The sequence below is a fragment of the Sunxiuqinia sp. sy24 genome, from assembly GCF_052677165.1.
This window is the reverse complement of the sequence record NZ_JBQYLH010000017.1, coordinates 88575-111297: the sequence shown is the minus strand read 5'-3', so window position 1 is coordinate 111297 and position 22723 is coordinate 88575. Positions and strand designations below refer to the sequence as shown.

The 22723-nt window shown below is 43.4% G+C and carries 18 protein-coding genes; 7 read left to right on the top strand and 11 right to left on the bottom strand.

Annotated features, from left to right (window positions below; genetic code table 11):
- Positions 1-19: 19 nt before the first annotated feature.
- The 3 genes from ACUNWA_RS14990 to ACUNWA_RS14980 all read right to left on the bottom strand — a co-directional run bounded on the left by ACUNWA_RS14990 (position 20) and on the right by ACUNWA_RS14980 (position 3965).
- A complete protein-coding gene (locus tag ACUNWA_RS14990; RefSeq protein WP_445592734.1) occupies positions 20-1522 on the bottom strand; it encodes a 2-isopropylmalate synthase in 1503 nt (500 codons plus the stop codon).
- Between the two features lie 615 nt (positions 1523-2137).
- The gene (locus tag ACUNWA_RS14985; RefSeq protein ID WP_445592750.1) at positions 2138-3151 is read right to left on the bottom strand and encodes a M56 family metallopeptidase; all 1014 of its coding nucleotides are present in this window, start codon (positions 3149-3151) and stop codon (positions 2138-2140) included.
- A gap of 439 nt (positions 3152-3590) precedes the next feature.
- Entirely contained in the window at positions 3591-3965 is a 375-nt protein-coding gene (locus tag ACUNWA_RS14980; RefSeq protein WP_445592733.1) for a BlaI/MecI/CopY family transcriptional regulator, read from the bottom strand.
- Positions 3966-4170: 205 nt separating this feature from the next.
- Here ACUNWA_RS14980 and ACUNWA_RS14975 point away from each other — a divergent pair, with 205 nt between their 5' ends.
- The 3 genes from ACUNWA_RS14975 to ACUNWA_RS14965 are packed head-to-tail and all read left to right on the top strand — an operon-like array spanning position 4171 to position 5437.
- Entirely contained in the window at positions 4171-4530 is a 360-nt protein-coding gene (locus ACUNWA_RS14975; protein ID WP_445592732.1) for a DUF6249 domain-containing protein, read from the top strand.
- Between the two features lie 9 nt (positions 4531-4539).
- The gene (locus ACUNWA_RS14970; RefSeq protein ID WP_445592731.1) at positions 4540-5094 is read left to right on the top strand and encodes an RNA polymerase sigma factor; all 555 of its coding nucleotides are present in this window, start codon (positions 4540-4542) and stop codon (positions 5092-5094) included.
- 1 nt (position 5095) lies between these two features.
- A complete protein-coding gene (locus ACUNWA_RS14965; protein WP_445592730.1) occupies positions 5096-5437 on the top strand; it encodes a hypothetical protein in 342 nt (113 codons plus the stop codon).
- Here the strand turns inward: ACUNWA_RS14965 and ACUNWA_RS14960 are convergent.
- Entirely contained in the window at positions 5434-5844 is a 411-nt protein-coding gene (locus tag ACUNWA_RS14960; protein WP_445592729.1) for a lipocalin-like domain-containing protein, read from the bottom strand. The two genes, ACUNWA_RS14965 and ACUNWA_RS14960, sit on opposite strands and share 4 nt — an antisense overlap.
- 14 nt (positions 5845-5858) lie before the next feature.
- On the opposite strand from ACUNWA_RS14960, the gene ACUNWA_RS14955 reads away from it, so the two are divergent.
- On the top strand, positions 5859-6032 hold the full coding sequence (locus ACUNWA_RS14955) for a hypothetical protein (RefSeq protein WP_445592728.1): 174 nt from the start codon (positions 5859-5861) through the stop codon (positions 6030-6032).
- A gap of 11 nt (positions 6033-6043) precedes the next feature.
- Here ACUNWA_RS14955 and ACUNWA_RS14950 read toward each other — a convergent pair whose 3' ends face one another.
- From ACUNWA_RS14950 to ilvD, 7 genes are all read right to left on the bottom strand, one after another.
- Positions 6044-6856 (bottom strand): ZIP family metal transporter, encoded by an 813-nt coding sequence (locus ACUNWA_RS14950; RefSeq protein WP_445592727.1) that lies wholly within the window; start codon positions 6854-6856, stop codon positions 6044-6046.
- Positions 6857-7043: 187 nt separating this feature from the next.
- A complete protein-coding gene (locus ACUNWA_RS14945; protein ID WP_445592726.1) occupies positions 7044-7808 on the bottom strand; it encodes a LytR/AlgR family response regulator transcription factor in 765 nt (254 codons plus the stop codon).
- Between the two features lie 9 nt (positions 7809-7817).
- Positions 7818-9599, bottom strand: a complete 1782-nt coding sequence (locus tag ACUNWA_RS14940) for a sensor histidine kinase (protein WP_445592725.1) — start codon at positions 9597-9599, stop codon at positions 7818-7820.
- A gap of 177 nt (positions 9600-9776) precedes the next feature.
- The gene (gene ilvC / locus ACUNWA_RS14935) at positions 9777-11252 is read right to left on the bottom strand and encodes a ketol-acid reductoisomerase (RefSeq protein ID WP_445592724.1); all 1476 of its coding nucleotides are present in this window, start codon (positions 11250-11252) and stop codon (positions 9777-9779) included.
- A 55-nt stretch (positions 11253-11307) separates the two neighbouring features.
- On the bottom strand, positions 11308-11850 hold the full coding sequence (ilvN, locus tag ACUNWA_RS14930; protein WP_445592723.1) for an acetolactate synthase small subunit: 543 nt from the start codon (positions 11848-11850) through the stop codon (positions 11308-11310).
- A 17-nt stretch (positions 11851-11867) separates the two neighbouring features.
- A complete protein-coding gene (gene ilvB / locus ACUNWA_RS14925) occupies positions 11868-13565 on the bottom strand; it encodes a biosynthetic-type acetolactate synthase large subunit (protein WP_445592722.1) in 1698 nt (565 codons plus the stop codon).
- 23 nt (positions 13566-13588) lie between these two features.
- On the bottom strand, positions 13589-15418 hold the full coding sequence (gene ilvD, locus ACUNWA_RS14920; RefSeq protein WP_445592721.1) for a dihydroxy-acid dehydratase: 1830 nt from the start codon (positions 15416-15418) through the stop codon (positions 13589-13591).
- 886 nt (positions 15419-16304) lie between these two features.
- Between ilvD and ACUNWA_RS14915 the strand changes: the two genes are divergently transcribed.
- The 3 genes from ACUNWA_RS14915 to ACUNWA_RS14905 form a co-directional block, all read left to right on the top strand.
- Entirely contained in the window at positions 16305-17513 is a 1209-nt protein-coding gene (locus ACUNWA_RS14915; protein ID WP_445592720.1) for a glycoside hydrolase family protein, read from the top strand.
- A 219-nt stretch (positions 17514-17732) separates the two neighbouring features.
- Positions 17733-18143 carry a DoxX family protein gene (locus ACUNWA_RS14910; RefSeq protein ID WP_445592719.1) on the top strand — a complete coding sequence of 137 codons (411 nt, stop codon included), beginning with the start codon at positions 17733-17735 and terminating at the stop codon, positions 18141-18143.
- A 673-nt stretch (positions 18144-18816) separates the two neighbouring features.
- A partial coding sequence (locus ACUNWA_RS14905; RefSeq protein WP_445592718.1) for an MBG domain-containing protein occupies positions 18817-22723 on the top strand: 3907 nt, incomplete at its 3' end.

Genomic DNA, 22723 nt, shown 5'->3' with positions numbered 1-22723 from the left:
TTTTAAAATTTTACACTAACTACTTTACGTGGATTTTATTGACCGCATCCAGGAAGGCTTCCACCGAAGCCGTAATGATATCGGTATGCGCTCCAAAGCCAAAATACTTCACACCTTCAAAATCCAGTTCCATATGAACCTTGCCAACATCATCGCTTCCTTTGGTAATGGCCTGAATTAAGAACTCCTCTAAAGTAACCTGACGGCGAATGATTTGTTTAACCGCATTAATGGCTGCATCAACCGGTCCATTACCAGAAGCAGTTGCGTCAAACTTTTCACCGGCAATATCAATTCGTACCGAAGCCATTGGCTGCAATGATTTACCACTAATAACCTGCAGGAAATCCAGTTTTACACGACGTTCTTTTTGCTCTGCATCACCAACCAACAAAGCCACATCGTCATCGCGAATATCTTTTTTCTTATCGGCCAATTCCAGGAATTTCTCGTACACTTCTTCCAGTTTCTCCTTAGTCAGCTCAAAGCCCATTACTTCCAAACGGTGCTTCAAAGCGGCCCGTCCACTACGGGCTGTCAAAACAATGGAGGATTCGTTGATACCAACATCAGCCGGATCGATAATCTCATAGTTCTCGCGGTTTTTCAACACGCCATCCTGGTGAATACCGGATGAATGCGCAAAGGCATTACGCCCGACAATGGCTTTGTTGGGTTGCACCGGCATGTTCATCAGGTTCGACACCAATCGACTGGTTTTGTAAATGTTCTTCGTGTTGATATTGGTATCTATATTCAACACCTGGTAACGGCTTTTCAAGGTCATCACCACTTCTTCCAGCGAGGTATTTCCGGCACGTTCCCCAATTCCATTGATGGTAACTTCCGCTTGACGTGCACCATTCATAATTCCGGCAATGGTATTGGCTGTGGCCATACCCAGGTCGTTGTGACAGTGCGTTGAGATAATCGCATTTTCAATTCCGCGAACATTATCCACCAAATATTTTATTTTTTCGCCAAACTCATAAGGCAGCGTGTAACCGGTCGTATCCGGAATATTGACCACAGTAGCCCCTGCTTTAATAACCGCTTCAATTACCCGCGCCAGGTATTCGTTATCGGAGCGACCAGCATCCTCGGCATAAAACTCAACATCTTCGACATACTTTTTAGCATATTTTACAGCAGCAACAGCACGTTCCAAAATCTCTTCAGGAGTAGAATTGAGCTTGTTATAAATGTGGTAAGGAGATGTTCCAATCCCGGTATGAATACGCCCTTTCTTGGCATATTTCAAAGCTTCGGCTGCAACATCGATATCTTTCTCTACTGCGCGGGTAAGGGCGCAAATGGTTGGCCAGGTTACCGCTTTTGAAATTTCGACCACCGACTTAAAGTCTCCCGGGCTTGAAACAGGGAAACCAGCTTCGATCACATCGACTCCTAATTCCTCCAAAGCTCTGGCTACTTCAATCTTCTCAACCGTGTTTAACTGACACCCGGGAACCTGCTCTCCGTCTCTCAATGTAGTGTCAAAAATGTACAATCTGTCGCTCATGATGCAATTTATTTTTTATTCGTTATTATTTGCTGAAAATGAAAAAAGCCATTCTCGTGTGAGAATGGCTTTATGTATGCTTATTGTAAATTTAGTTACTCCATACCATTCTCATTACCGTATCCAAAGTAGAATACCGAGTAGAATATAGAGAATAGAAATGGAATGATTTCGTGTCATTTTTTCAATGATTTCCTGCAAATATCACAAATTAATTTTAAAATGAAAACAGAACGGCCATTTATTTTACGATTCTTAATAAAAAGATTGTTCGGTCTTAATTTGAGAAATTCAAATCACTTTTCCTTTTTTGGGAAAAAGTGCTTGACAGCGGTTTACAATTCCTAACTTTGGCATGTTGTAGTAATACAACATTTGACAATGATTAAAGCTGCCGGCAATGGAGACGCACCAAAGCCGGCGGCTTTTTTTTATCACTAAAGACTTGACCAAATAATCTGATAGCTTATTTTTCTATTCTCTTTTTATATCACCTAACAATTCCTTACTTGAAGTTGAATGTGCATCAATTGTTATAACCTCTTTTTAGAATTGATTTCATTTATCAATTTCTTCAATTCACCCATTAAGTTAATTTTTTCTATAATCCCAATTTCATCTTCGTTGAGCAGGTGCTGGCTTTACTTCTGTCACATTAATTTGACCTAAGTAAACGTTCAATGGTATTAGCTTGTCAATTTCATCTCGTTGTGTATCCGATAAATTAGAATAAGATACTTTGAAAATATTTTTCGAGTATTTTCCTCTAATTTCGAGAACTGTATTTCCAATTCTGTTGGCCAATTCTTTAAAGGATGAATAAGGAACATCATCACCTCGAATAATTATTTTCGAAACTGAAGCCATTTTCTCATTCCCATTGACGCTAATCTTTTCAAATATTGATTTATCATCGGCAAGATCATAATCCCTCCACTTGCGGATAATGGCTGGTACACCGGATAACATGAGTTCGTCATTCCCAATCGTTATGTGAGACTGAGCATCCATGGAAATTTCCAGAAACTTTTCATCACCCAAAACAAGAGATTCACGTTCTTTTGGTTTCAGGATATTAAAATCTTTCTCTGTCCATTGCTTCACCGAGTCTGTCGAATTGGAGAAAACTTCTGGAGAAAGCAAAATTTGTTCCGGCGGTGCATTTACGCCCGTTTTGCCAAAAGCCATCAGCAACAGGGCAAGCAGGGGAAGAAAGGTCGCCACCTTCCAACGCCACGCTTTACTCGTTTTTTGTTTGTTCATCATAGTAATACGATTTTTAATTTGACAATGATTAAAACTGTTTGCAAGTGCGAACTTTTGATGTCCGACACATTTTTGAATGATTAATAATTGATATTGAGTTGCATCGATGCCTGAATGAAGGGTGTTGTGGTCCGCCTGAAATTCGTGAATTTCCTTCAGGTCACGCGCCAAGCGGTAAATCAACGGGTTAAACCAAAAGATAATTTTTGCCAGTTCCATCAACATGAGATCGTAAAAATGCCCCAGGCTAATGTGAGAGCGCTCGTGTGTAATAATAGCTTCCGAATTCGTGTCGTAATCGTACTGAGAAATCAGGATGTAACGCCCAAAGGAAAAAGCAGGAATGTCGTCGGCAATAATCATCAAGCGAATTCCATCCAGCGAAACTTTCCGGGCTTTCCGAAAGAGCTGAAAAACCGAAATAATGCTGGAAAACAACACTAGGAATGAAATGAAAACACCAGATAGATAAACGAATAAAATAATAGATCTAAGCGAAACAACATTAGATTGAACTGTTTCGGATGCCCCTATGGAAGGCTGAACTGCTTCGGCAGAAATAGTCGTTGGAACAGTTTCGTCCAAAACGGGATAGCTCTGTAAAATGGGTTCTAATTTTATGGGTGCCACAGACTGTGACAATTGAGGTGCATTTAAGAATGGAATTATTACTGAAACCAATATCAATAACAACAGCACCAGCCTTGTGAGCTTAAAGAAAGTTTCCTGCCTCATTAACAACTGGAATGTCAAATACAGCAAACTCAAACTCAGGGTCGATTTGACCAGAAACAAAAGTAAGCTATTCATTTTCGGTGTTTTTACGCGATTCAACCTGACGGATCAACTCTTGAATTTCTTCGGTTGTAATTTTCTGTTCTTCAACAAACATGGAGACCACCGAAGCGTAAGAGGTGTTAAAATACTTACTCACCAAATTTTTAATAGAATTCTTACTGAACTCCTCACGTGATATTTTAGCAAAATACCGGTAGGTATTTCCAAACTGTTCATGGTCGACAAAACCTTTTTCTTCGAGCCCCCGCACGATGGTTGAAATGGTATTGTAATGAGGCTTTGAACCAACCAACAGTTCAATAATTTCCTTCACAAACAAGGAACCTTTTTCCCAAAAAAGCTCCATAATTTCTTCTTCTCTATTCGTCAGATGTTTCATGATTATTTATGCTTACATCAAATATAACTATATTTCTTAGTTTTCAAACTATATCGAATAGTTTCATCACTAAATATTTTAGTTTGAGGTGTGCATCTGCAGGTTCACTAATCTTTCTTACTCAAGAAAATTACTATGGAAGCAATTTTTTCTGTAACATTTCTTATTAGCTTGCATCAAAGGGGCAAAACAAAAACAAAGACATATGGAAGATTTGATGTTAGCACTAATTTGGCTGGGTTTTTTTGCCAGCGTTTTTTTTGGATGGTACTATTTCCTTCAAGCCCGCAGCAAAGAACGTATGGCGCTGATTGAGCGAGATAAAGATGTTAGTGAAATCTACGCCAAACGTGAATTTCGCTTTCGGTTCCCCTGGTTGAAGCTTGGGCTACTAATTACAGGAGTCGCCTTTGGAGGAACTCTTATCGTCTTTTTAAGTAGCATTCCTACAGTTGAACGAGTGATTGACAGAACTGATGGTTTTGCTATTTTCATCGCATTAATGTTGTTTGGGGGAATCTCAATGATTATTGCCCATTACGTCGACAAACCAAGCAAAAACTAAAAGTCACGAATGGACAACCTTTACATCAAAAAGGTATTGAACGGAGACACGGAAGGGTTCAGGTATTTTATAAGCAATTATAAAGACCTGGCTTTTTCGGTGGCCATCTCTGTAGTCAAAGATGAATTTTGGGCCGAGGAGGTCGTCCAGGAGTCGTTTATCAAGGTGTTCCAAAAACTGAAATCGTTTAAAGGGCGCTCCAGTTTTAAAACCTGGTTTTACCGCATCGTTATCAACGAAGCTTTCCAGCGCTTACGCGAAGAAAAAAAACAGCACCTTTATCAAAATGAACTTCAGGAAACGGAACTGTCTTCCGTTGAAAACAACCTCAACGGAATGACGCCTGAAGAGCAAACGATATTGGTTCAAGAAGCCTTAAAGCAAATTCAGCCAAAAGAAAGTTTGGTATTACGGCTATTCTACCTGGAAGACCAATCGGCTAAAACCATTGCCGATGAGACCGGCTGGACGGAAGCCAATGTACGGGTGATTCTGCACAGAGGTCGTAAAAACATGTTGTCGGTTGTGAACCGATTATTATGCAACGAGTTAAAAACAGTTTGACATGGACAAAATGCAACAAGAAGAAAAATTGATCAAAAATCTCATGAAGCATTCGGATACCAAAATGCCCTTCCAGGATTTTGAAGATCGAATGATGGATCAAATTCGTCAGGAACAGCAGCAAAAGAAATCGGTTAACAACAACTTGCATCTGGCCTGGCTCTTTTTCTTTGTCGGCCTTTTTCTGGGCTTACTCATTACCAGCATGACCGTCAACCTGAACGACCAGGTTCATGGAATTCCACTGCGCAAAATCACCTTATTCGTTCAATTTGCAATCGCTGTGATCCTACTCTTCCAATTTGATCGGCTACTGAATTTTTCATTCCGCCGAAAAAATTAAAAAACCGTAACCGGAGGCAACACCTCCTGTTTTTCGAAGTGAATGGTAGCCTCAGCTTCGGCCTTGCCATCTCCTAACTGTGATGGGCAGGTCAATTTCAACCCTTTCCCGCGTACCCGGGCATGAATGATTTTATCCAGCCCTTCCTCGCTTGAAAACAGTGAGCCCTCAACATGGTGAACAATGTAGTCCTTTTCCCGATTATACTCATAGGTGCCAAAATACGAAACTCCTTTCAAGTCATCAGCCTGTTGATGCCGGGGCATGTACTGAACAGAAAAATGACCAGAGCCCGTGTAGTTGACATACCCAATGGCATCTTTCCCAAAAGGATAATCGATTTCGCCATTTCCCATTTCTACCTCAAACGCCAAAAGCTTGTAAGTCCCTTCAATAATGCTACTCATAATATTCAGTTTTAATGACTAATATTACGCTTTTAGCAGCAAACTTCCAGCAGGTAAAAACATGTTTAAAAGATAGTTTTGAAGCAGTTCAAAGCTATCTTAAAAAAAAATACCAGCAACTGCTCTCTACCAGCTGTGGAATTTTGAACTTGAAACTTGGAATTTGGGACTTAGAACTTAAATTTTAAAACTTCATGCGCTAGCCTAAAGCCACATCCAGGGTCATCATCACCGCAAAACCCAGCATCGCACCAATAGTCGCAATATCGGTGTTTTTCTCCAGCTGTGACTCCGGGATCAATTCTTCCACCACAACATAGATCATGGCGCCAGCAGCAAACGAAAGTGCATAAGGCAAAATCGGACGCATCATCACAACAGCTGCGGCTCCAATTACCCCAGCAATGGGTTCAACAATTCCGGAAGCCTGCCCGTACATAAAACTTTTCCGACGTGAAAACCCCTCCCGACGCAGAGGAACCGACACGGCAGCTCCTTCCGGGAAATTCTGGATACCAATACCAATTGCCAAGGCAATAGCCCCAGCCAATGAAGCTGCCGGAATGCCTGATGCCACCGCACCAAAAGCGACGCCCACGGCTAAGCCTTCAGGAATATTGTGCAAGGTAATAGCCATTACCAACAGCACACTTCTGCGCCATGAAGTTGGCACCCCTTCGGCTTCTTCTCTCGGAAAACCAAGGTGTAAGTGAGGAAGAAATTGGTCAGCAAGCCATAAAAAAGCACCACCACCCAGAAATCCAATCACTGCCGGAATCCACGGTTTGTCGCTGGTTTCACTTGCCATTTCAATGGCAGGACTTAACAGTGACCAAAAACTGGCGGCAATCATTACCCCCGCAGCAAAACCCAGCATGCCATCCAATACTTTCCGGTTGATTCGTTTAAAGAAAAAAACCATGGCGGCCCCAAGCGCCGTCACAAACCAGGTAAATAAAGTAGCAAGCAATGCCTGCATGACAGGACTTTGTTCAACAAACCATGAATACATAGCGAAACTCTCTTTTTGTTAGTAACAAGAATTATTTAAGTCAGTTTGAAAGTACAAAAATAACCAATGCGAGTGTCTACTTGTTCAACAACCCCGCTATAAATTCATTTTGATTTAAGAAACCCGCAGTTTATTCATTAAGCTCAAATAAAAGATTACGCTCAAAATAAGACCTATCCCCTTAAGTCTAAAGTTCCAACAAGGCTTTTATTTTCTCACCGTAGTTTCGGCCACTCACCAGTTTTGTTTTAGCCAGGTCATCCAAGCGAACCACATACCGGCAGCCCGAGTGCTTATCAATTTCATGAATCAACGTCGTATTCACCAAAAGACTTCGATGAATGCGAATAAAGTTATCGGGAAGTTTCTCTTCCAGAAATTTCAAACTGTGGTCGGTGAGATACTTTTTGCCATCCTTCTTCACAATGGATACATACTTGTCTTCGGAAATAAAATAGCTGATGTCGGTCAATTTGACGAGCAACATCCGGTCACCTAACTTGACAGGAATACTGGTAACTGCTTTCCGTTTTTCCGGCGAAGAATAGTTGGACAGCAATTTCAGCACTTGCTCTTTCTTCACATCCTGCTGTAAGGACTGTAGTTTTTCGATTGATCGCCTGACTCGCACCTCCTTTACCGGTTTCACCAGGTAATCGATAGCGGCGGTTTCAAAAGCCTCCAACGCATAATCATCGTAGGCGGTACAGAAAACAACTGTCGGAAAATAGTTGATCTTCTGCAACACTTCAAAGCCATTGAGTCCCGGCATCTGGATGTCCAAAAAAATAAGATCAGGCTGCAGCTGCTCAATCAGACGCACTGCTTCCAGCCCATTTGTTGCATCACCCACCAGCTTAATTTCCGGAATTTCGCTTAAGATCTGCTGCATCCGTTGCCGCGCCGGACTTTCATCATCAATAATCAGGGTTCGATAGTGATTGTTCAACATGTGTTTTTTTTATTCTGAAAAAGGTAATACAATAAGAATGTGTTTCTCCGGCGCGTTTTCCCACTTGAGCCACGCCTTATTTTGATAAATCAAATTTAATTTCTCCTGAATGCTTTGCAATCCGTAGCCGGCAATTGGCTCGTCCGGAAATGCAGGACCATTATCAAAAACCAGAATCTTCAGCTGCTTATTCATTCGTTCAACCCCCACTCGAATCAAACCATTCTGAGTTAATTTTGACAAACCATGTTTCACGGCATTTTCAACCAAAGGCTGAATCAAAAACTGGGGAATATGCGCTTCTTCGAGTTCCTGCGGCAGCTGAACTTCATAATTGAGCCGCTCGCCAAAACGCACCTTTTCAATGGTTAAGTAGGTCTCAACCGACTCCATCTCTTCTTTCAAACTCACCGTTTGCTTTTGCTCCTTGTTCAACGAATACTTAAAGAAATCGGACAAAGCCAAAGCCATCTGCTCAGTTTTTTGTCCATCGATGGTTGCCAGGCTAGCGATCGAATTTAACGAATTATACAAAAAGTGGGGATTAATTTTGGATTGCAATGATTGCAATTCGGCTTGTTTGTGCAATTCGCTCAACTGCGCCAACTGCACATCTTTCTTGCGCAGCAAGTGGCGCGACTGCATACTCATATAGATGTAAAAAGTACGGGCCACTCCAATAAGCGAGCAAAACAAAATGGTCGTGACTGTCACTCCAAAAATGGCTTCCTTATTTCTCACTGAAGAAGGCATAATCAGCGTTAGTCCCATGGGGAGCAGTGCCGGAATAAAAGTAGTGGTTAAAAATGGAATCAGCGTATTCAGCAATAAATCATCCTTTCGCTTTCTTAAAATGCCAAACTCCGTCAGAAAAATAAGAATGATGCTTATAACCCCCAAGGCAGCAATACCAATGGTATTGCCCAGCACAATACGGTAATCAAACTTGACATTTAAGAAATACACTTTGATGGACGAAGCAACAGCCACCTGAAGCACATAAGCAAAAAACACCAACATGCCCTGCCACAAAAACTTCCCAAAATCATAGTTATGGTTCTTAATCACCCCTGTCTGCACAATCGCTATCAGGTAAATAATCGCCAGCAACATGCCCAGTAATCCGGCTGCTGAACTCACTAAAAAGCGGTTTCGAGGACTGACTTTCTTCGATTGAAAAGGTGAATTTTTCTTTGGCCTGCGCGACCGATCATCATACACTTTTGCATACAAACTTTTGATGACGGGCAAATCAACCGAGGCAAAGGTGATTTTCTCCGGCGAGTCTTCATCAAAGACACTTCCCTTTACTTTGGGCGACTCCGCTGCCTTGTCGGTGAATTTCACGAGTGAACGCATCAAGTAATAGTACAACTGCTTTTTGCGTGTCAGGTAATCCGCGTCTGCGTCAATATTCAAAATAATCTTATTCTGAACAATCTCACGTGCTACCTCCCGCCGTTCAATTTGGTTTTCCTTCCCCTTGTTCTCCGGCATATTCATCTGAATAACCAGATTCGATGTTCCTTCATAAATCAGGTACACCTTCCACACATCAATAACCGAGTTTAAAGTATCGACCAGTTGCTGCACAATGAGCGAATCGTCAGCAATTGGTTGTCCCTCCAGCCGAATCAGGATGTTGGAATAATAACGAACCGGCAGAGAGTCCACCAGAAATTTGGTTTCAATTCGTTTCAGAAGATCAGCATCAACCGTATCGGGCTCATCAGCTGCCCAAAGTTGACATGACAGGAACGTTACAAGGAGAAGTACGATTAGTTTTTTCATCAGTCTGGCATTAAAGGTTTGTTCAAAGAACCTCTAAAAAAGATGAATTTAAAAGAATATTCTGACAAGCTGCAAAACCAGCCGGATAAACAGCACAAAAAAAGCCCCATCACCTGGATGGAGCTTCTATCTCTTCTTTTTCCGGCACTTTTTGTTTGCCGAAAAATTGTGAATAAACTAGTGAATCGCTTTCATGGCAGCCATGGCCGCACGCAATTCTTCGCCAATGATTTCCACATCGTGGTAGCGAATTTCGGCATTCACTTCAATCAAACGCTTATTGTCGACATGATTGTCATAGCCTTCCCCGTATGTTTCACCAATCACATCGGCTTCAATTTTCGTCATAAAATCAGCCAGCAGTGGTTTGCAGGCATGATCGAACAAATAGCAACCATACTCGGCCGTATCTGAAATCACCCGGTTCATCTCGAACAACTTCTTGCGGGCAATGGTGTTCGCAATCAGTGGTGTTTCGTGCAACGACTCGTAATAAGCCGACTCGTCTTTAATTCCGGCTTCAGTCATCGTTTCGAAAGCCAGCTCAACGCCTGATTTCACAAAGGCAACCAACAAAACGCCATTGTCGAAGTATTCCTGCTCGCTGATTTCCTCATCGGTAGCCGGTGTTTTTTCGAAAGCTGTTTCGCCAGTGGCAGCACGCCAGGTCAACAGGTTTTTATCATCATTGGCCCAGTCTTCCATCATGGTTTTCGAAAATTCACCCGACATGATATCATCCATATGCTTTTGGAACAAGGGACGCATAATTTTTTTCAGCTCCTCAGCCAATTCGAAGGCTTTGATTTTTGCCGGATTCGACAAACGATCCATCATGTTCGTGATTCCACCGTGCTTCAAGGCTTCGGTAATCACTTCCCATCCATACTGAATCAGTTTCGACGCGTAAGCTGGCTCGATGCCTTTTTCAATCATCTTGTTGAACGACAAGATCGAACCGGTCTGCAACAAACCGCATAGAATAGTTTGCTCACCCATCAAGTCCGATTTTACTTCGGCAACAAAAGACGATTTCAAAACACCCGCTTTGTGTCCTCCGGTAGCCACTGCATAAGCTTTGGCAATTTCAAATCCATCTCCGTTTGGATCATTTTCGGGGTGAACAGCAATCAGGGTAGGCACCCCAAAACCACGTTTGTATTCTTCACGCACTTCCGAACCCGGCGATTTAGGCGCTACCATAACCACGGTAAGGTCTTTACGGATTTGCATGCCTTCCTCAACAATATTGAAGCCATGAGAGTAAGAAAGGGTTGCCCCTTTTTTCATCAGCGGCATCACCGCTTCAATAACGTTTGAGTGTTGCTTATCAGGCGTCAGGTTAATTACCAAATCAGCTGCTGGCAACATTTCTTCGTAGGTGCCTACTTTGAAATTGTTCTCCACCGCATTTTTGTACGACTGACGCTTTTCGTTGATGGCTGCCTCCCGCAGGGTGTAGGATACGTCCAGACCTGAATCACGCATATTTAAACCTTGATTCAAGCCCTGAGCACCACAACCAACGATGACTACTTTTTTGCCATCCAGCTTTTTCACGCCGTCTGCAAATTCAGCCTGGTCCATAAACTCACAAGTTCCTAACTGTTCCAATTGCAAACGCAACGGAAGTGTGTTGAAATAATTTGCCATTTTTATTTTATTTTTTTTGGATATATTTTTTAAATAATTTTCAATGCTTCAGTCATTAATCAACCTGACTTAACAAGGTGTCGCGCTCACGTAAAAATTCAGAAAGCCGCTCAATCGGGTCGCGCGTAATGGCAATCCTTCCCGAGCGAATAAACTGAAGTACCCCAAACTGGTTCAACGCTTCAAACAGCTCCTGGGTTTCTTCTTTATGACCGGCTTTTTCAATCACCGTGTACTCTCGGGTAATTTCCAGGATACGGGCACCCGATTTCCGAACAATCCGTTCCACCTGATCGCTGTCATAAAGCGTATCCGTCTGCACTTTATAAAGCGCAAGCTCTTGAAAAACCATTTCATCGTTGGTATGGTAGAAGGCTTTTAACACCTCAACCACTTTTTCCAGCTGGCCAACGACTTTTTTTACCCGGTCTTCCTCTTCTTTAACAACGATGGTAAATTTAGATATTCCTTTGATCGCAGATTCAGAAACGGTTAAACTTTCGATATTCATTTTACGCTTGGTAAAATTGATGGTAATCCGGTTTAACAAACCAATGTGGTTTTCTGAATATATGGTAATGATAAATTCCTGTTTCATTGTTTCAATTTTTTAGATTATGCTTCAAGGATAATGTCAGAAACGGAAGCTCCGGAAGGAACCATAGGAAACACATTATCTTCTTTTTCAACAACAACTTCTAACAAATACGGGCCATCATGGTCAACCATTCGCTGAACGCCCTCTTCCAGTTCTTCGCGCTTAGTTACTTTATGTCCAGTCATTCCAAAACCTTTGGCGATGGTGATGAAATCCGGATTTTGCAGTTCAGTAAACGAGTAGCGTTTTTCAAAGAACAGCTGCTGCCACTGACGCACCATGCCCAGAAAGTTGTTATTCAGCAAGATGATTTTCACCGGCAGCTTATTTTGTACGATTGTTCCCAACTCCTGCAAGGTCATCTGGAAACCGCCATCGCCCACAAAGCAACACACCGTTCGATCTTTGGCTCCCAATTGCGCACCCACCGCAGCAGGTATCCCATAACCCATCGTCCCCAATCCGCCGGAGGTAACATTGCTTTTCGACTGCGAGAACTTGAAATATCGGGAAGCAATCATTTGCTGTTGGCCCACATCGGTTACCAGCACCGCATCATGGTTTGTTTTTTCTGAAGTGATTCGAACAGCCTCCCCCATGGTCAGGCCTTCTTTGTTCGGGTAAATATCTTTATCAATTACTTTCTCCTGCTCAATTTTGTCGCAATCCCGGAATTCCTGAAGCCACTCGTCATGTTTATTTTCCTTGACATTGTTGGTCAGCATGGCTAAAGATTCTTTGGCGCTACCCAATACGGCCACATCGGTTTTGATAATTTTATCAATTTCTGCCGGATCAACTTCCAGGTGGATAATCTTCGCATCTTTGGCATAAGCGCTTACTTTTCCAGTTACCCGGTCGTCAAAGCGCATACCCACGGCAATAATCAGGTCAGCCTCGTTGGTTTTAATGTTGGGCCCGTAATTGCCATGCATACCAAGCATTCCCACGTTTAATGGGTGATCTGTAGGTAAAGCCGACAGTCCTAGCAAGGTCCAGGCTGCCGGGATGCCTGTTTTTTCAACAAAGGTCTGCAACTCCTCTTCAGCCTGGGCAATAATTACACCTTGGCCAAACAGCAACAACGGCTTTTTAGCCTGATCAATGAGCCAGGCTGCTGCTTTTACTTTAAACGGATCCACAGCACGCTTGGAAATATACGATCGTATTTTTGTGCATTTTTTATAGCTGAAATCCAGTTCCTGAAATTGCGCATCCTTGGCAATGTCCAGTAAAACCGGCCCCGGTCTTCCCGACTGGGCAATATAGAAAGCCTTGGCAATGGCGTCCGGAATTTCCGCTGCATCTGTAATCTGGTAGTTCCACTTGGTGATTGGCATCGAGATACCCACGACGTCAGATTCCTGAAAAGCATCGGTTCCCAGTAAGGGAGACGCTACCTGCCCGGTAATGCAGACCAGCGGAATGGAATCAATCATGGCATCAGCGATCCCGGTAATCAGGTTAGTCGCACCAGGACCTGAAGTTGCAAAACAAACCCCTGCTTTACCTGTCACTTTAGCATAACCCTCTGCGGCATGTACCGCTCCCTGCTCGTGTCGGGTCAGGATATGAGAAACTTGTTTGTCGAAATCATACAGGGCATCGTAAATGGGCATAATGGCCCCACCGGGGTAGCCAAAAATGGTATCAACGCCTTCTTCTAAAAGTGACAGAATAACGGCTTGCGAACCTTTAATTCTCTTTGTTGCCATATGAATGAGTTTTTATTAGTTACTTAATCAATTAATCGAATTGCACCTTTATCAGCCGACGACACGATGCTGGCATACGCTTTCAACGCTTTGCTCACCACCCGGTTCCGGCCTACCGGCGTATAGGCGTCTTTGCCTTTGGCCTCTTCGGCCGCTTTTCGTTTAGTCATTTCTTCATCCGAAATCAGCAGGTTGATTTTCCGCTCAGGAATGCTGATCTCAATCAAATCGCCATCCTCAATCAATGCAATTTCACCGCCGGCAGCCGCCTCAGGCGACACATGACCAATGGACAAGCCGGAAGTACCTCCCGAAAAACGTCCATCGGTAATCAAGGCGCAAGCCCTATCCAGTTTCATCGATTTGATGTAAGAAGTGGGGTAAAGCATTTCCTGCATGCCCGGCCCACCTTTGGGACCTTCGTACCGGATAACCACCACATCGCCAGCCTGAACAGCATCGCCCAGGATTCCGTTTACCGCATCATCCTGCGAATAAAACACCCGGGCAGTTCCTTTAAATGTATAAACTGAAGGATCAACGCCTGCCGTTTTAATAATACAGCCGTTACGGGCAATATTTCCATACAAGACAGCCAGTCCGCCATCTTTACTGTAGGCGTGCTCCACATTTCGGATACATCCTTCGGCACGATCGGTATCCAGCTCTTTGTAATAACTCTCCTGCGAGCCCATCACATTGTTGCGCACACCCGCCGGAGCTGATTTATATTTTTTGATAGCCACTTCCGACACCCCTTCTTTGGTGATGTCAAACTGCTCAATGGCTTCCGCTAGCGTATGACCATCGACACGCGAAACGGAGGTGTCCAGCAATCCGCCCCGATTCATTTCAGCCAAAATACCCAGGATTCCTCCTGCGCGGTTCACATCTTCAATATGATAGTCTGAATTGGGTGCCACCTTGCACAGGTTAGGTGTGTGCCGCGAAAGCTTGTCAATATCTTCCATTGTAAAATCAACCCCAGCCTCCTGTGCAATAGCCAGGATGTGCAAAACCGTATTGGTCGATCCGCCCATGGCAATATCCAGTTTCATGGCATTTTCAAATACGGCTTTGGTAGCAATTCCACGAGGCGCTACTTTTTCATTGCCATTCTGATAATGATCGTAGGTAATGTCAACAATGCGGTCGGCCGCCTCGGCAAATAGCTTTTTGCGGTTAGCATGTGTCGCTACAATGGTTCCGTTTCCTGGCAAAGCCAGTCCCAGCGCTTCAGCCAGGCAGTTCATCGAATTGGCTGTAAACATACCCGAACAAGAGCCACAGGTAGGACATGCTTCCTGCTCCACGCGCAAAATAGTTTCATCCGAAACCGAATCATCGGCAGCCATCACCATGGCATCGACCAGGTCATAGGCTTTGTCATCAATTTTCCCTGCTTCCATTGGGCCGCCAGAAACAAAAATGGCCGGGATGTTCAAACGCATCGCAGCCATCATCATTCCGGGAGTAATTTTATCGCAATTCGAAATGCAAACCATCGCATCCACCTTGTGCCCGTTGCACATGTATTCCACGCTATCGGCTATTACATCACGCGAAGGCAACGAGTAAAGCATGCCGTCGTGGCCCATGGCAATACCATCATCAATAGCAATGGTATTGAATTCGGCGGCAAAGCATCCGCGCTTTTCAATCAATGCTTTTATTTCCTGACCGATGTGATGCAAATGAACATGCCCCGGAACAAACTGGGTAAAAGAGTTGACGATAGCGATCATGGGTTTGCCAAATTGCTCCTCTTTCACTCCGTTAGCCCTCCAAAGGCTGCGGGCCCCTGCCATTTTTCGTCCTTCGGTAGTTGTGGCTGATCTTAATTTTTTCTGCATTTCAATCCTCTTTAATATTTTTAAAAAAGCCCTTCTCATAAGAGAAAGGCTTTCGAATTTTATTTGTTCAACAATCCCCGGCCTTTCTTAGTAAAACACTAGAATGACGAGTAGAATGACCAGATAAATTGCTGTAAAATGTCTCATAACTAAAAGTCTTATAAATGAAAAAAGCCATTCCCCCTATTGAGAATGGCTATCGGTTATACCAACGTACGACATCCTCACTTCGTTTGCGAAATGACCACGAGAAGAATAATGACGTTAAGTATGATAGCCGGAATTTTCATTTTTTCAATTGTTGATGGAGCAAATGTAAAAATTAATCCGCAAACACAAAATTAATTTGTAAGCAAATAACCGTTTTTTTCGAGAATTTCACAGTTTAAACACACCAACACAAATAAACTAGAAGAATAAATCCTCCAATACGTTATTAAATAACGAAAGTAAGACGGTTTAAATGTTCCCTTCAGATCTAAGCGACAAACAGATACTCACGATAGCAGAGGTCAAAAGTATGGTATTTGCATTTGTCTGAGCTTGAGTTATGGCTGTTCTCCAATCTCTACTTCTTTCCCTGACTCATCCCGACATTTATCGAGACGCGATAGATTCGGACTAATTTTGTATTCGAGTTGGCTGGTCATTAAGTGCAAAATTGAACTCGCAGGCGATATGACCAACTTGGAGATGAACACCTTCCTTCACTTTATTTGCAGCTCACTCCTTTCAGATTAAGCACAATACTAATTACAACGAATTTTAACTATTTTGCAGTCAAAATGATTAACGAACTTGCTAAGCTTTGCAAACCAAGGTTAACACAGGATTATAAAACAGACTGCAGCTAATTACAAGAAAAAAAACACCTAAAAATTAAACTATGAAACTTTTGATTTTGAACTTCTGCTTCGCATGCCTATTGATAAGCTGCACCCAAAACAATAAAGCAATTTTAGAAATCAAAGCTGAGCCTATTCATGCAAAAATAGATGGCAACATTCTTACAGGTCCATCGGTGTTGAACGATTCCAATAGATTTGTATGGGGTGGTAGTGTTATTAAAGGCGATGACAACAAATACCATATGCTTTATGCTACTTGGGAATGTGGCGATTCTATTCCGAAGTTTTCAGACTCCTGGGTATTGCATTCAAAGATAGCCTATGCTGTTTCTGACTATCCCAACCGAGATTTTAAATTTCAAAAAATCGTTCTGAAAGGAAGAGCCTTAGCGGGAGATTCAACCGCATGGGATGCACAAATGGTTCACAATCCACATATCCGAAAATTCAACAATAAGTACTACTTATATTATGTGAGTGCCAAAGATCCGGGTCTTCAACCGACAGGCTCTAAAGGAGAGAAAGTTAATAAACGTAACCGCGTTCAGCAAAGTCAATGCATTGGAGTCATTGAGTTCAATAGTTTTGACGATTTAGTCAATGGCAACTTTAAACGATCAGATACTCCGCTGCTATCACCACGCACCAGAGTGAAACCAGATAATATTGTTGCTCCTTCGCCTTACGGAACAGCCCCTAAACCTGATAATATTATTGTCGTTAATCCGTCGGTAGTTCAGCGCCCCTCCGATGGGAAGTACTTACTATACTTCAAAGGAAATTTTTATAATCCCGGGTGGAGAGGAGTTCATGGCATAGCTATTGCCGATTCACCAACGGGTCCATTCACTGCTACGGAGCATTTTGTGTTTGACATCCGGAACGATGACGGAACCATTGCCAGCGGAGAAGATCCGTATGTTTGGTATCATAACACGCATGAAAAATTCTATGTCATTCTCAAAGATTTTACAGGAAAAATTACTGAAGATAAACCGGGATTAGCACTATTAGAATCTAGCGACGGCATTGAATGGATCAAGCCAATGAGTACTTTCTTCATGAAAAAGGAAGTGATTCTTCAATCTGGAGATACCATAAGCATGAATCGGCTAGAGCGACCGCAACTATTGATTGATAAAAATGGCAACCCAACTGTTTTATACTGTGCAGGAGCAATAACAGAAGTAAACACAAGAACAGATGGAGCATCATTTAATGTGCATATACCACTTACAGCAAACTAAATAATCGAATCTATTCAGCATGTTCCAAAGATTGTGATACTGAAAATGAACTTAAAATTTCATATTCGGCACCACCAACCTCATCACCTCTGATCCTCAAAGGTAAAGGCTAGCAAAACATCGAGAAGCATCATTTTTTTGGTTCATAGCATAAACTTATCGGAAGAATCCTGCGTTGATTTTAGAAGTTTAGTTATTTTCGAAATTAAAAATCAAACAATGGCAAAATTACTCGGTCCACGGACAAACGACGCGGTAGTCAATTTATGGTTATTCATTTTTCGCGTAGCTGCAGGTGGCTTTATGCTGACCCATGGCATCCCCAAGTTTCTGAAATTAATTGAAGGCAATACACAGTTTGCTGATCCTTTTGGAATAGGCCCAACACTTTCACTGATCCTGACTGTTTTTGCTGAGTTCCTGTGTTCCGTCCTGATCATGCTGGGCATTGGAACCCGGTTAGCCAGCATCCCCTTGATTGCAACCATGGGCGTGGCCGCATTTATTATTCATGCTTCAGATTCATTTCAACGCAAGGAAATGGCTTTGCTGTACCTGATCGTTTTCATCACCATTCTGGTGTTTGGAGGAGGCAAATTCGCTCTTGGCAGAGTTTTTCGAGGACGCTAAGCATAGTCGCAAATGCAAAAAAATGATCTGAAATAAGCATACACACCATAAACGAAGCTTCCCATGCCGAACAGGCAGGTGGAAGCTTTTTTTTTACCTGACTTCATCTAGTAGCTAATTTCGATCTAATTTAATTTGGTTTCGGAACCTCCCGCCATTTTAGGGAATGAGCCCTGACAGCTAAATCTCTTAGCTTCAGGAGGCCTGTCTTTAATTCGTATTGATAACCCCCAAATCAATCCTTCCATATCTTGAACTTTGCAAATAGTTTGCGTTAATCCGCTCAATATTACCAAAAAACGCTTTTCAATTTGCTGAATTTTGCTAATTTTAAAATCTCTAGCTGTATATTAATTATTTATTTAGTCAATGAAAATTAAATAACCTATAGGTTCTATGTTACGACTCACCGTTACTTAATCGCATTATAAATCAACTCCTTCCTATCTAAAAAAAACTTAACGTATATGAAAAAAATCTACCTCCACAGCAGCTCTAAGAGTCTTCAAGTCCACAGCTTAGTGCTTATCACAATAAGAAGCAAAACAAAATGTCTACCTAGTTTCACAGAAAAAGACTCATCCAACATAATTATAGAATCCTACTCTCATCAATACAAACAAGCCTTTTGTCCTGTCTTTAGAAACTTACTAAAAATAAAACAAAATAGTCTATGAAACATCTTTTACCTATTTTCATCTTGATATCAATGCTGGCGCCGGTTAAACTGGTCAATGCGCAATTCTCCGGAGATTTTGCACCCGCAAACTGGACTTTATACAGAGTTAGCACTTCTTCTAATGCTAACGTTGACACCTTGGGTGCGCCTTCTTCCATCGTCTTCGAGGGAAATGATTCTGATGCTGGAGATATGGCATTAGATGGGCTTTATGATGAATATTCAATTACTATTCCCGCATCCTATTCGGGCAACAGCATCTCCTTTGACTGGGATTTTACCAATCTTGACGTTGACAACCTTGAAGAATTCTCCTATGTTGTCAATGGTGCTGAAACACTTATAACCTCCATAACATCAATTGGAAGTTCAACAGTTCCGGTGGCTCCCGGAGATGTCTTTGCCTTTCGCATTTTCACTGGCGACGATTGCTGCGGACGAGGGACTCTAACTGTATCAAACTTTAGTTGGACTCCCATTTTTAACAACGGTGCTTCTGCAACATTAACAGTTGACGAAAACTCTGCAGCCACATCAATCAACGATTTGCTGGCCATCACCGATACCGACACAGGAGATCCCTTGACATGGTCTGTAACGACAGTTCCCACTCATGGCAGTCTCAGTGGATTCAACGCTACGGGCACGAGTACAGGCTCATCGGTTACACCAACCGGATTGACCTACACCCCAACAACCGACTATAGCGGCTCCGACTCCTTTGTCATACAGATTAGCGATGAAACAGCAACCGCCGAAATCACCGTGAATGTTACTGTGAAAGCCAGCCAAACCATCACATTCGACGCAATAACGGACAAAACCTATGGTGAGGCAGACTTCACCTTGGGAGATGCCACTACCGACAAAGGCTTGCCTGTAACCTACACCGCTGCCAACCCTTCCATTGTCTCCATAAACGGAAACAACGCCATCATTTTGAAAGCGGGGAACACGACCATTACTGCAAGTCAGGACGGCGATGCGACGCGTGCCGCAGCCACTCCCATTCAACAAACCTTGGTTGTTACCCCAAAAGAATTAACCGTCACAAATGCCGTAGCAGCCAGCAAGGTTTACGATGGCAATACCGATGCAGTAATCAGCGGGGCAACCCTTTCGGGGATACTCGGAAGCGATGATGTTACTTTAGGTAACACTGCAACGGGTAACTTCGCACAGGCTGAGGCAGGCACGAATATAGCCGTAACCACATCGATGACCATCAGCGGTACCGATGCCGAAAACTATACCTTGACGCAGCCTGCGCTAACAGCTGACATCACACAGAAGGCATTAACGATAACTGCCGATGATAAAACAAAAACATACGACGGCGAGGTTTATAGTCCGCTTACGGTAAGTTACTCAGGCTTTGTAACAGGAGAAGATGAAACAGTTCTAAGTGGAAGCTTAAGCTTTAGCGGTACAGCTACCACTACTATTGATGTGGGAAAGGAGTATTTGATTGCCCCCGGAGGACTGACCTCTTCGAACTACGACATTACTTTTGTTAACGGGACGTTGGAAATATATCCTAAATCATTAATCGTAACAGCAGATGATCAAAGCAAGGCATATGACGGCGCTGTATTTAGTCCTTTCACGGTAAGCTACAGTGGTTTTGTAACAGGCGAAGATGAAGATGATTTGGGAGGTATACCGACCTTTAGCGGAACAGCAACTTCTGCAATAGATATTGGAGAAGACTATACCATTATCCCTGGTGGATTGAGTTCCTGGAATTATTCCATTTATTACATTGAAGGAAAATTAGACATCACTAAAAAAGAACTTAATGTATTAAATGCCATGGTAGCCAGCAAGGTTTACGATGGCAATACCGATGCAGTAATCAGCGGGGCAACCCTTTCGGGAGTAGCTGAAGGCGACGATGTTACTTTGGGTAACATAACAACGGGTACATTTGCACAGGCGGAGGCTGGAATGAATATCGCAGTGGGCACATCCATGACCATCAGCGGTGCTGATGCCGGCAAATACACTTTAATACAGCCAACGCTAACTGCCGACATCACGCAAAAAGAACTAACCATAACTGCTGATGATAAAACAAAGACATACGACGGAACGGGTTACAGCCCGTTTACGGTAAGTTATTCCGGATTTATAACAGGTGAAGACGAAAACGACTTGGAAGGAACACTTGCTTTCAACGGCACAGCTACCACGAATTCCAATGTAGGAGAAAATTATGTCATCACCCCGGGAGGATTAAGCTCATTGAACTACAACATCACGTTTGTTGACGGCCACTTAGACATTGCTCAAATGGCACTGACCGTGACTGCTGATGCCGGACAAACAAAAGTGTATGGCGAAGCAGATCCTACATTCACATACGCAGTTGCTCCCGCTTTGGTGGGTGGCGACAGCTTCTCGGGTGAGCTAACCCGAGCGGCTGGTGAAGATGTTGACTTGTATGCGATCACTCAGGGTACATTAACAGCAGGTTCGAACTACGACCTCAACTTTGTCAGCAACGATTTCAGCATCACACAAAAAGCCATTACAGTGACTGCCGATGCCGGACAAACAAAAGTGTACGGCGAAGCAGACCCGGTATTCACTTACACGTTTGCTCCCGCTTTGATAAGTGGTGACAGCTTCTCGGGTGAATTGAGCCGCGAAGCTGGTGAAGATGTTGACTTGTATGCGATCACTCAGGGTACATTGACAGCAGGTTCGAACTACGACCTCAACTTTGTCAGCAACGATTTCAGTATTACGCAAAAAGCCATTACGGTGACGGCTGATGCCGGGCAAACAAAAATCTATGGCGAAGCAGACCCGGTATTCACTTACGCAGTTGCTCCTGCCCTAGTGGCTGGTGACAGCTTCTCGGGTGAATTGAGCCGCGCAGCTGGTGAAGATGTTGACTTGTATGCGATCACTCAGGGTACATTAACAGCAGGTTCGAACTACGATCTCAGCTTTGTCAGCAACGATTTCAGCATCACACAAAAAGCCATTACGGTGACTGCCGATGCCGGACAAACAAAAGTGTACGGCGAAGCGGACCCGATATTTACTTACGCAGTTACTCCCGCCTTAGTGGCTGGTGACAGCTTCTCGGGTGAACTAACCCGCGTAGCTGGTGAAGATGTTGACTTGTATGCCATCACTCAGGGTACATTAACAGCCGGAGCGAACTACGACCTTAGCTTTGTCAGCAACGATTTCAGCATCACACAAAAAGCCATTACAGTGACTGCCGATGCCGGACAAACAAAAATCTACGGCGAAGCAGACCCTGTATTCACATACGCAGTTGCTCCCGCTCTGGTGGGTGGCGACAGCTTTTCAGGTGAGCTAACCCGCGCAGCTGGTGAAGATGTTGACTTGTATGCGATCACTCAGGGTACATTGACAGCAGGTTCGAACTACGACCTCAACTTTGTCAGCAACGATTTCAGTATTACGCAAAAAGCCATTACGGTGATGGCTGATGCCGGGCAAACAAAAATCTATGGCGAAGCAGACCCGGTATTCACTTACGCAGTTGCTCCTGCCCTAGTGGCTGGTGACAGCTTCTCGGGTGAATTGAGCCGCACAGCTGGTGAAGATGTCGACTTGTATGCGATCACTCAGGGTACATTAACAGCAGGTTCGAACTACGACCTCAGCTTTGTTAGCAGCGATTTCAGCATCACGCAAAAAGCCATCACGGTGGCTGCCAATGCCGGACAAACAAAAATCTATGGCGAAGCAGACCCGGCATTCACTTACACGTATACTCCTGCCTTGGTGGGTGGAGACAGATTCTCGGGTGAATTGAGCCGCACAGCTGGTGAAGATGTTGACTTGTATACGATCACTCAGGGTGCATTAACAGCCGGAGCCAACTACGACCTTAGCTTTGTCAGCAACGATTTCAGCA

Bases quoted from the DNA above. Each gene is read 5' to 3' on its own strand.
- ACUNWA_RS14970 (WP_445592731.1), top strand. From the start codon at position 4,540: ATGGACAACCTTTACATCAAAAAGGTATTGAACGGAGACACGGAAGGG.
- ACUNWA_RS14910 (WP_445592719.1), top strand. From the start codon at position 17,733: ATGGCAAAATTACTCGGTCCACGGACAAACGACGCGGTAGTCAATTTA.
- ACUNWA_RS14940 (WP_445592725.1), bottom strand. From the start codon at position 9,599: ATGAAAAAACTAATCGTACTTCTCCTTGTAACGTTCCTGTCATGTCAA.
- ACUNWA_RS14945 (WP_445592726.1), bottom strand. From the start codon at position 7,808: ATGTTGAACAATCACTATCGAACCCTGATTATTGATGATGAAAGTCCG.
- ACUNWA_RS14975 (WP_445592732.1), top strand. From the start codon at position 4,171: ATGGAAGATTTGATGTTAGCACTAATTTGGCTGGGTTTTTTTGCCAGC.
- ACUNWA_RS14915 (WP_445592720.1), top strand. From the start codon at position 16,305: ATGAAACTTTTGATTTTGAACTTCTGCTTCGCATGCCTATTGATAAGC.
- ACUNWA_RS14960 (WP_445592729.1), bottom strand. From the start codon at position 5,844: ATGAGTAGCATTATTGAAGGGACTTACAAGCTTTTGGCGTTTGAGGTA.
- ACUNWA_RS14990 (WP_445592734.1), bottom strand. From the start codon at position 1,522: ATGAGCGACAGATTGTACATTTTTGACACTACATTGAGAGACGGAGAG.
- ilvC (WP_445592724.1), bottom strand. From the start codon at position 11,252: ATGGCAAATTATTTCAACACACTTCCGTTGCGTTTGCAATTGGAACAG.
- ACUNWA_RS14965 (WP_445592730.1), top strand. From the start codon at position 5,096: ATGGACAAAATGCAACAAGAAGAAAAATTGATCAAAAATCTCATGAAG.
- ACUNWA_RS14950 (WP_445592727.1), bottom strand. From the start codon at position 6,856: ATGTATTCATGGTTTGTTGAACAAAGTCCTGTCATGCAGGCATTGCTT.
- ilvB (WP_445592722.1), bottom strand. From the start codon at position 13,565: ATGGCAACAAAGAGAATTAAAGGTTCGCAAGCCGTTATTCTGTCACTT.
- ACUNWA_RS14955 (WP_445592728.1), top strand. From the start codon at position 5,859: ATGACTAATATTACGCTTTTAGCAGCAAACTTCCAGCAGGTAAAAACA.
- ilvN (WP_445592723.1), bottom strand. From the start codon at position 11,850: ATGAAACAGGAATTTATCATTACCATATATTCAGAAAACCACATTGGT.
- ACUNWA_RS14980 (WP_445592733.1), bottom strand. From the start codon at position 3,965: ATGAAACATCTGACGAATAGAGAAGAAGAAATTATGGAGCTTTTTTGG.
- ilvD (WP_445592721.1), bottom strand. From the start codon at position 15,418: ATGCAGAAAAAATTAAGATCAGCCACAACTACCGAAGGACGAAAAATG.
- ACUNWA_RS14985 (WP_445592750.1), bottom strand. From the start codon at position 3,151: ATGATTATTGCCGACGACATTCCTGCTTTTTCCTTTGGGCGTTACATC.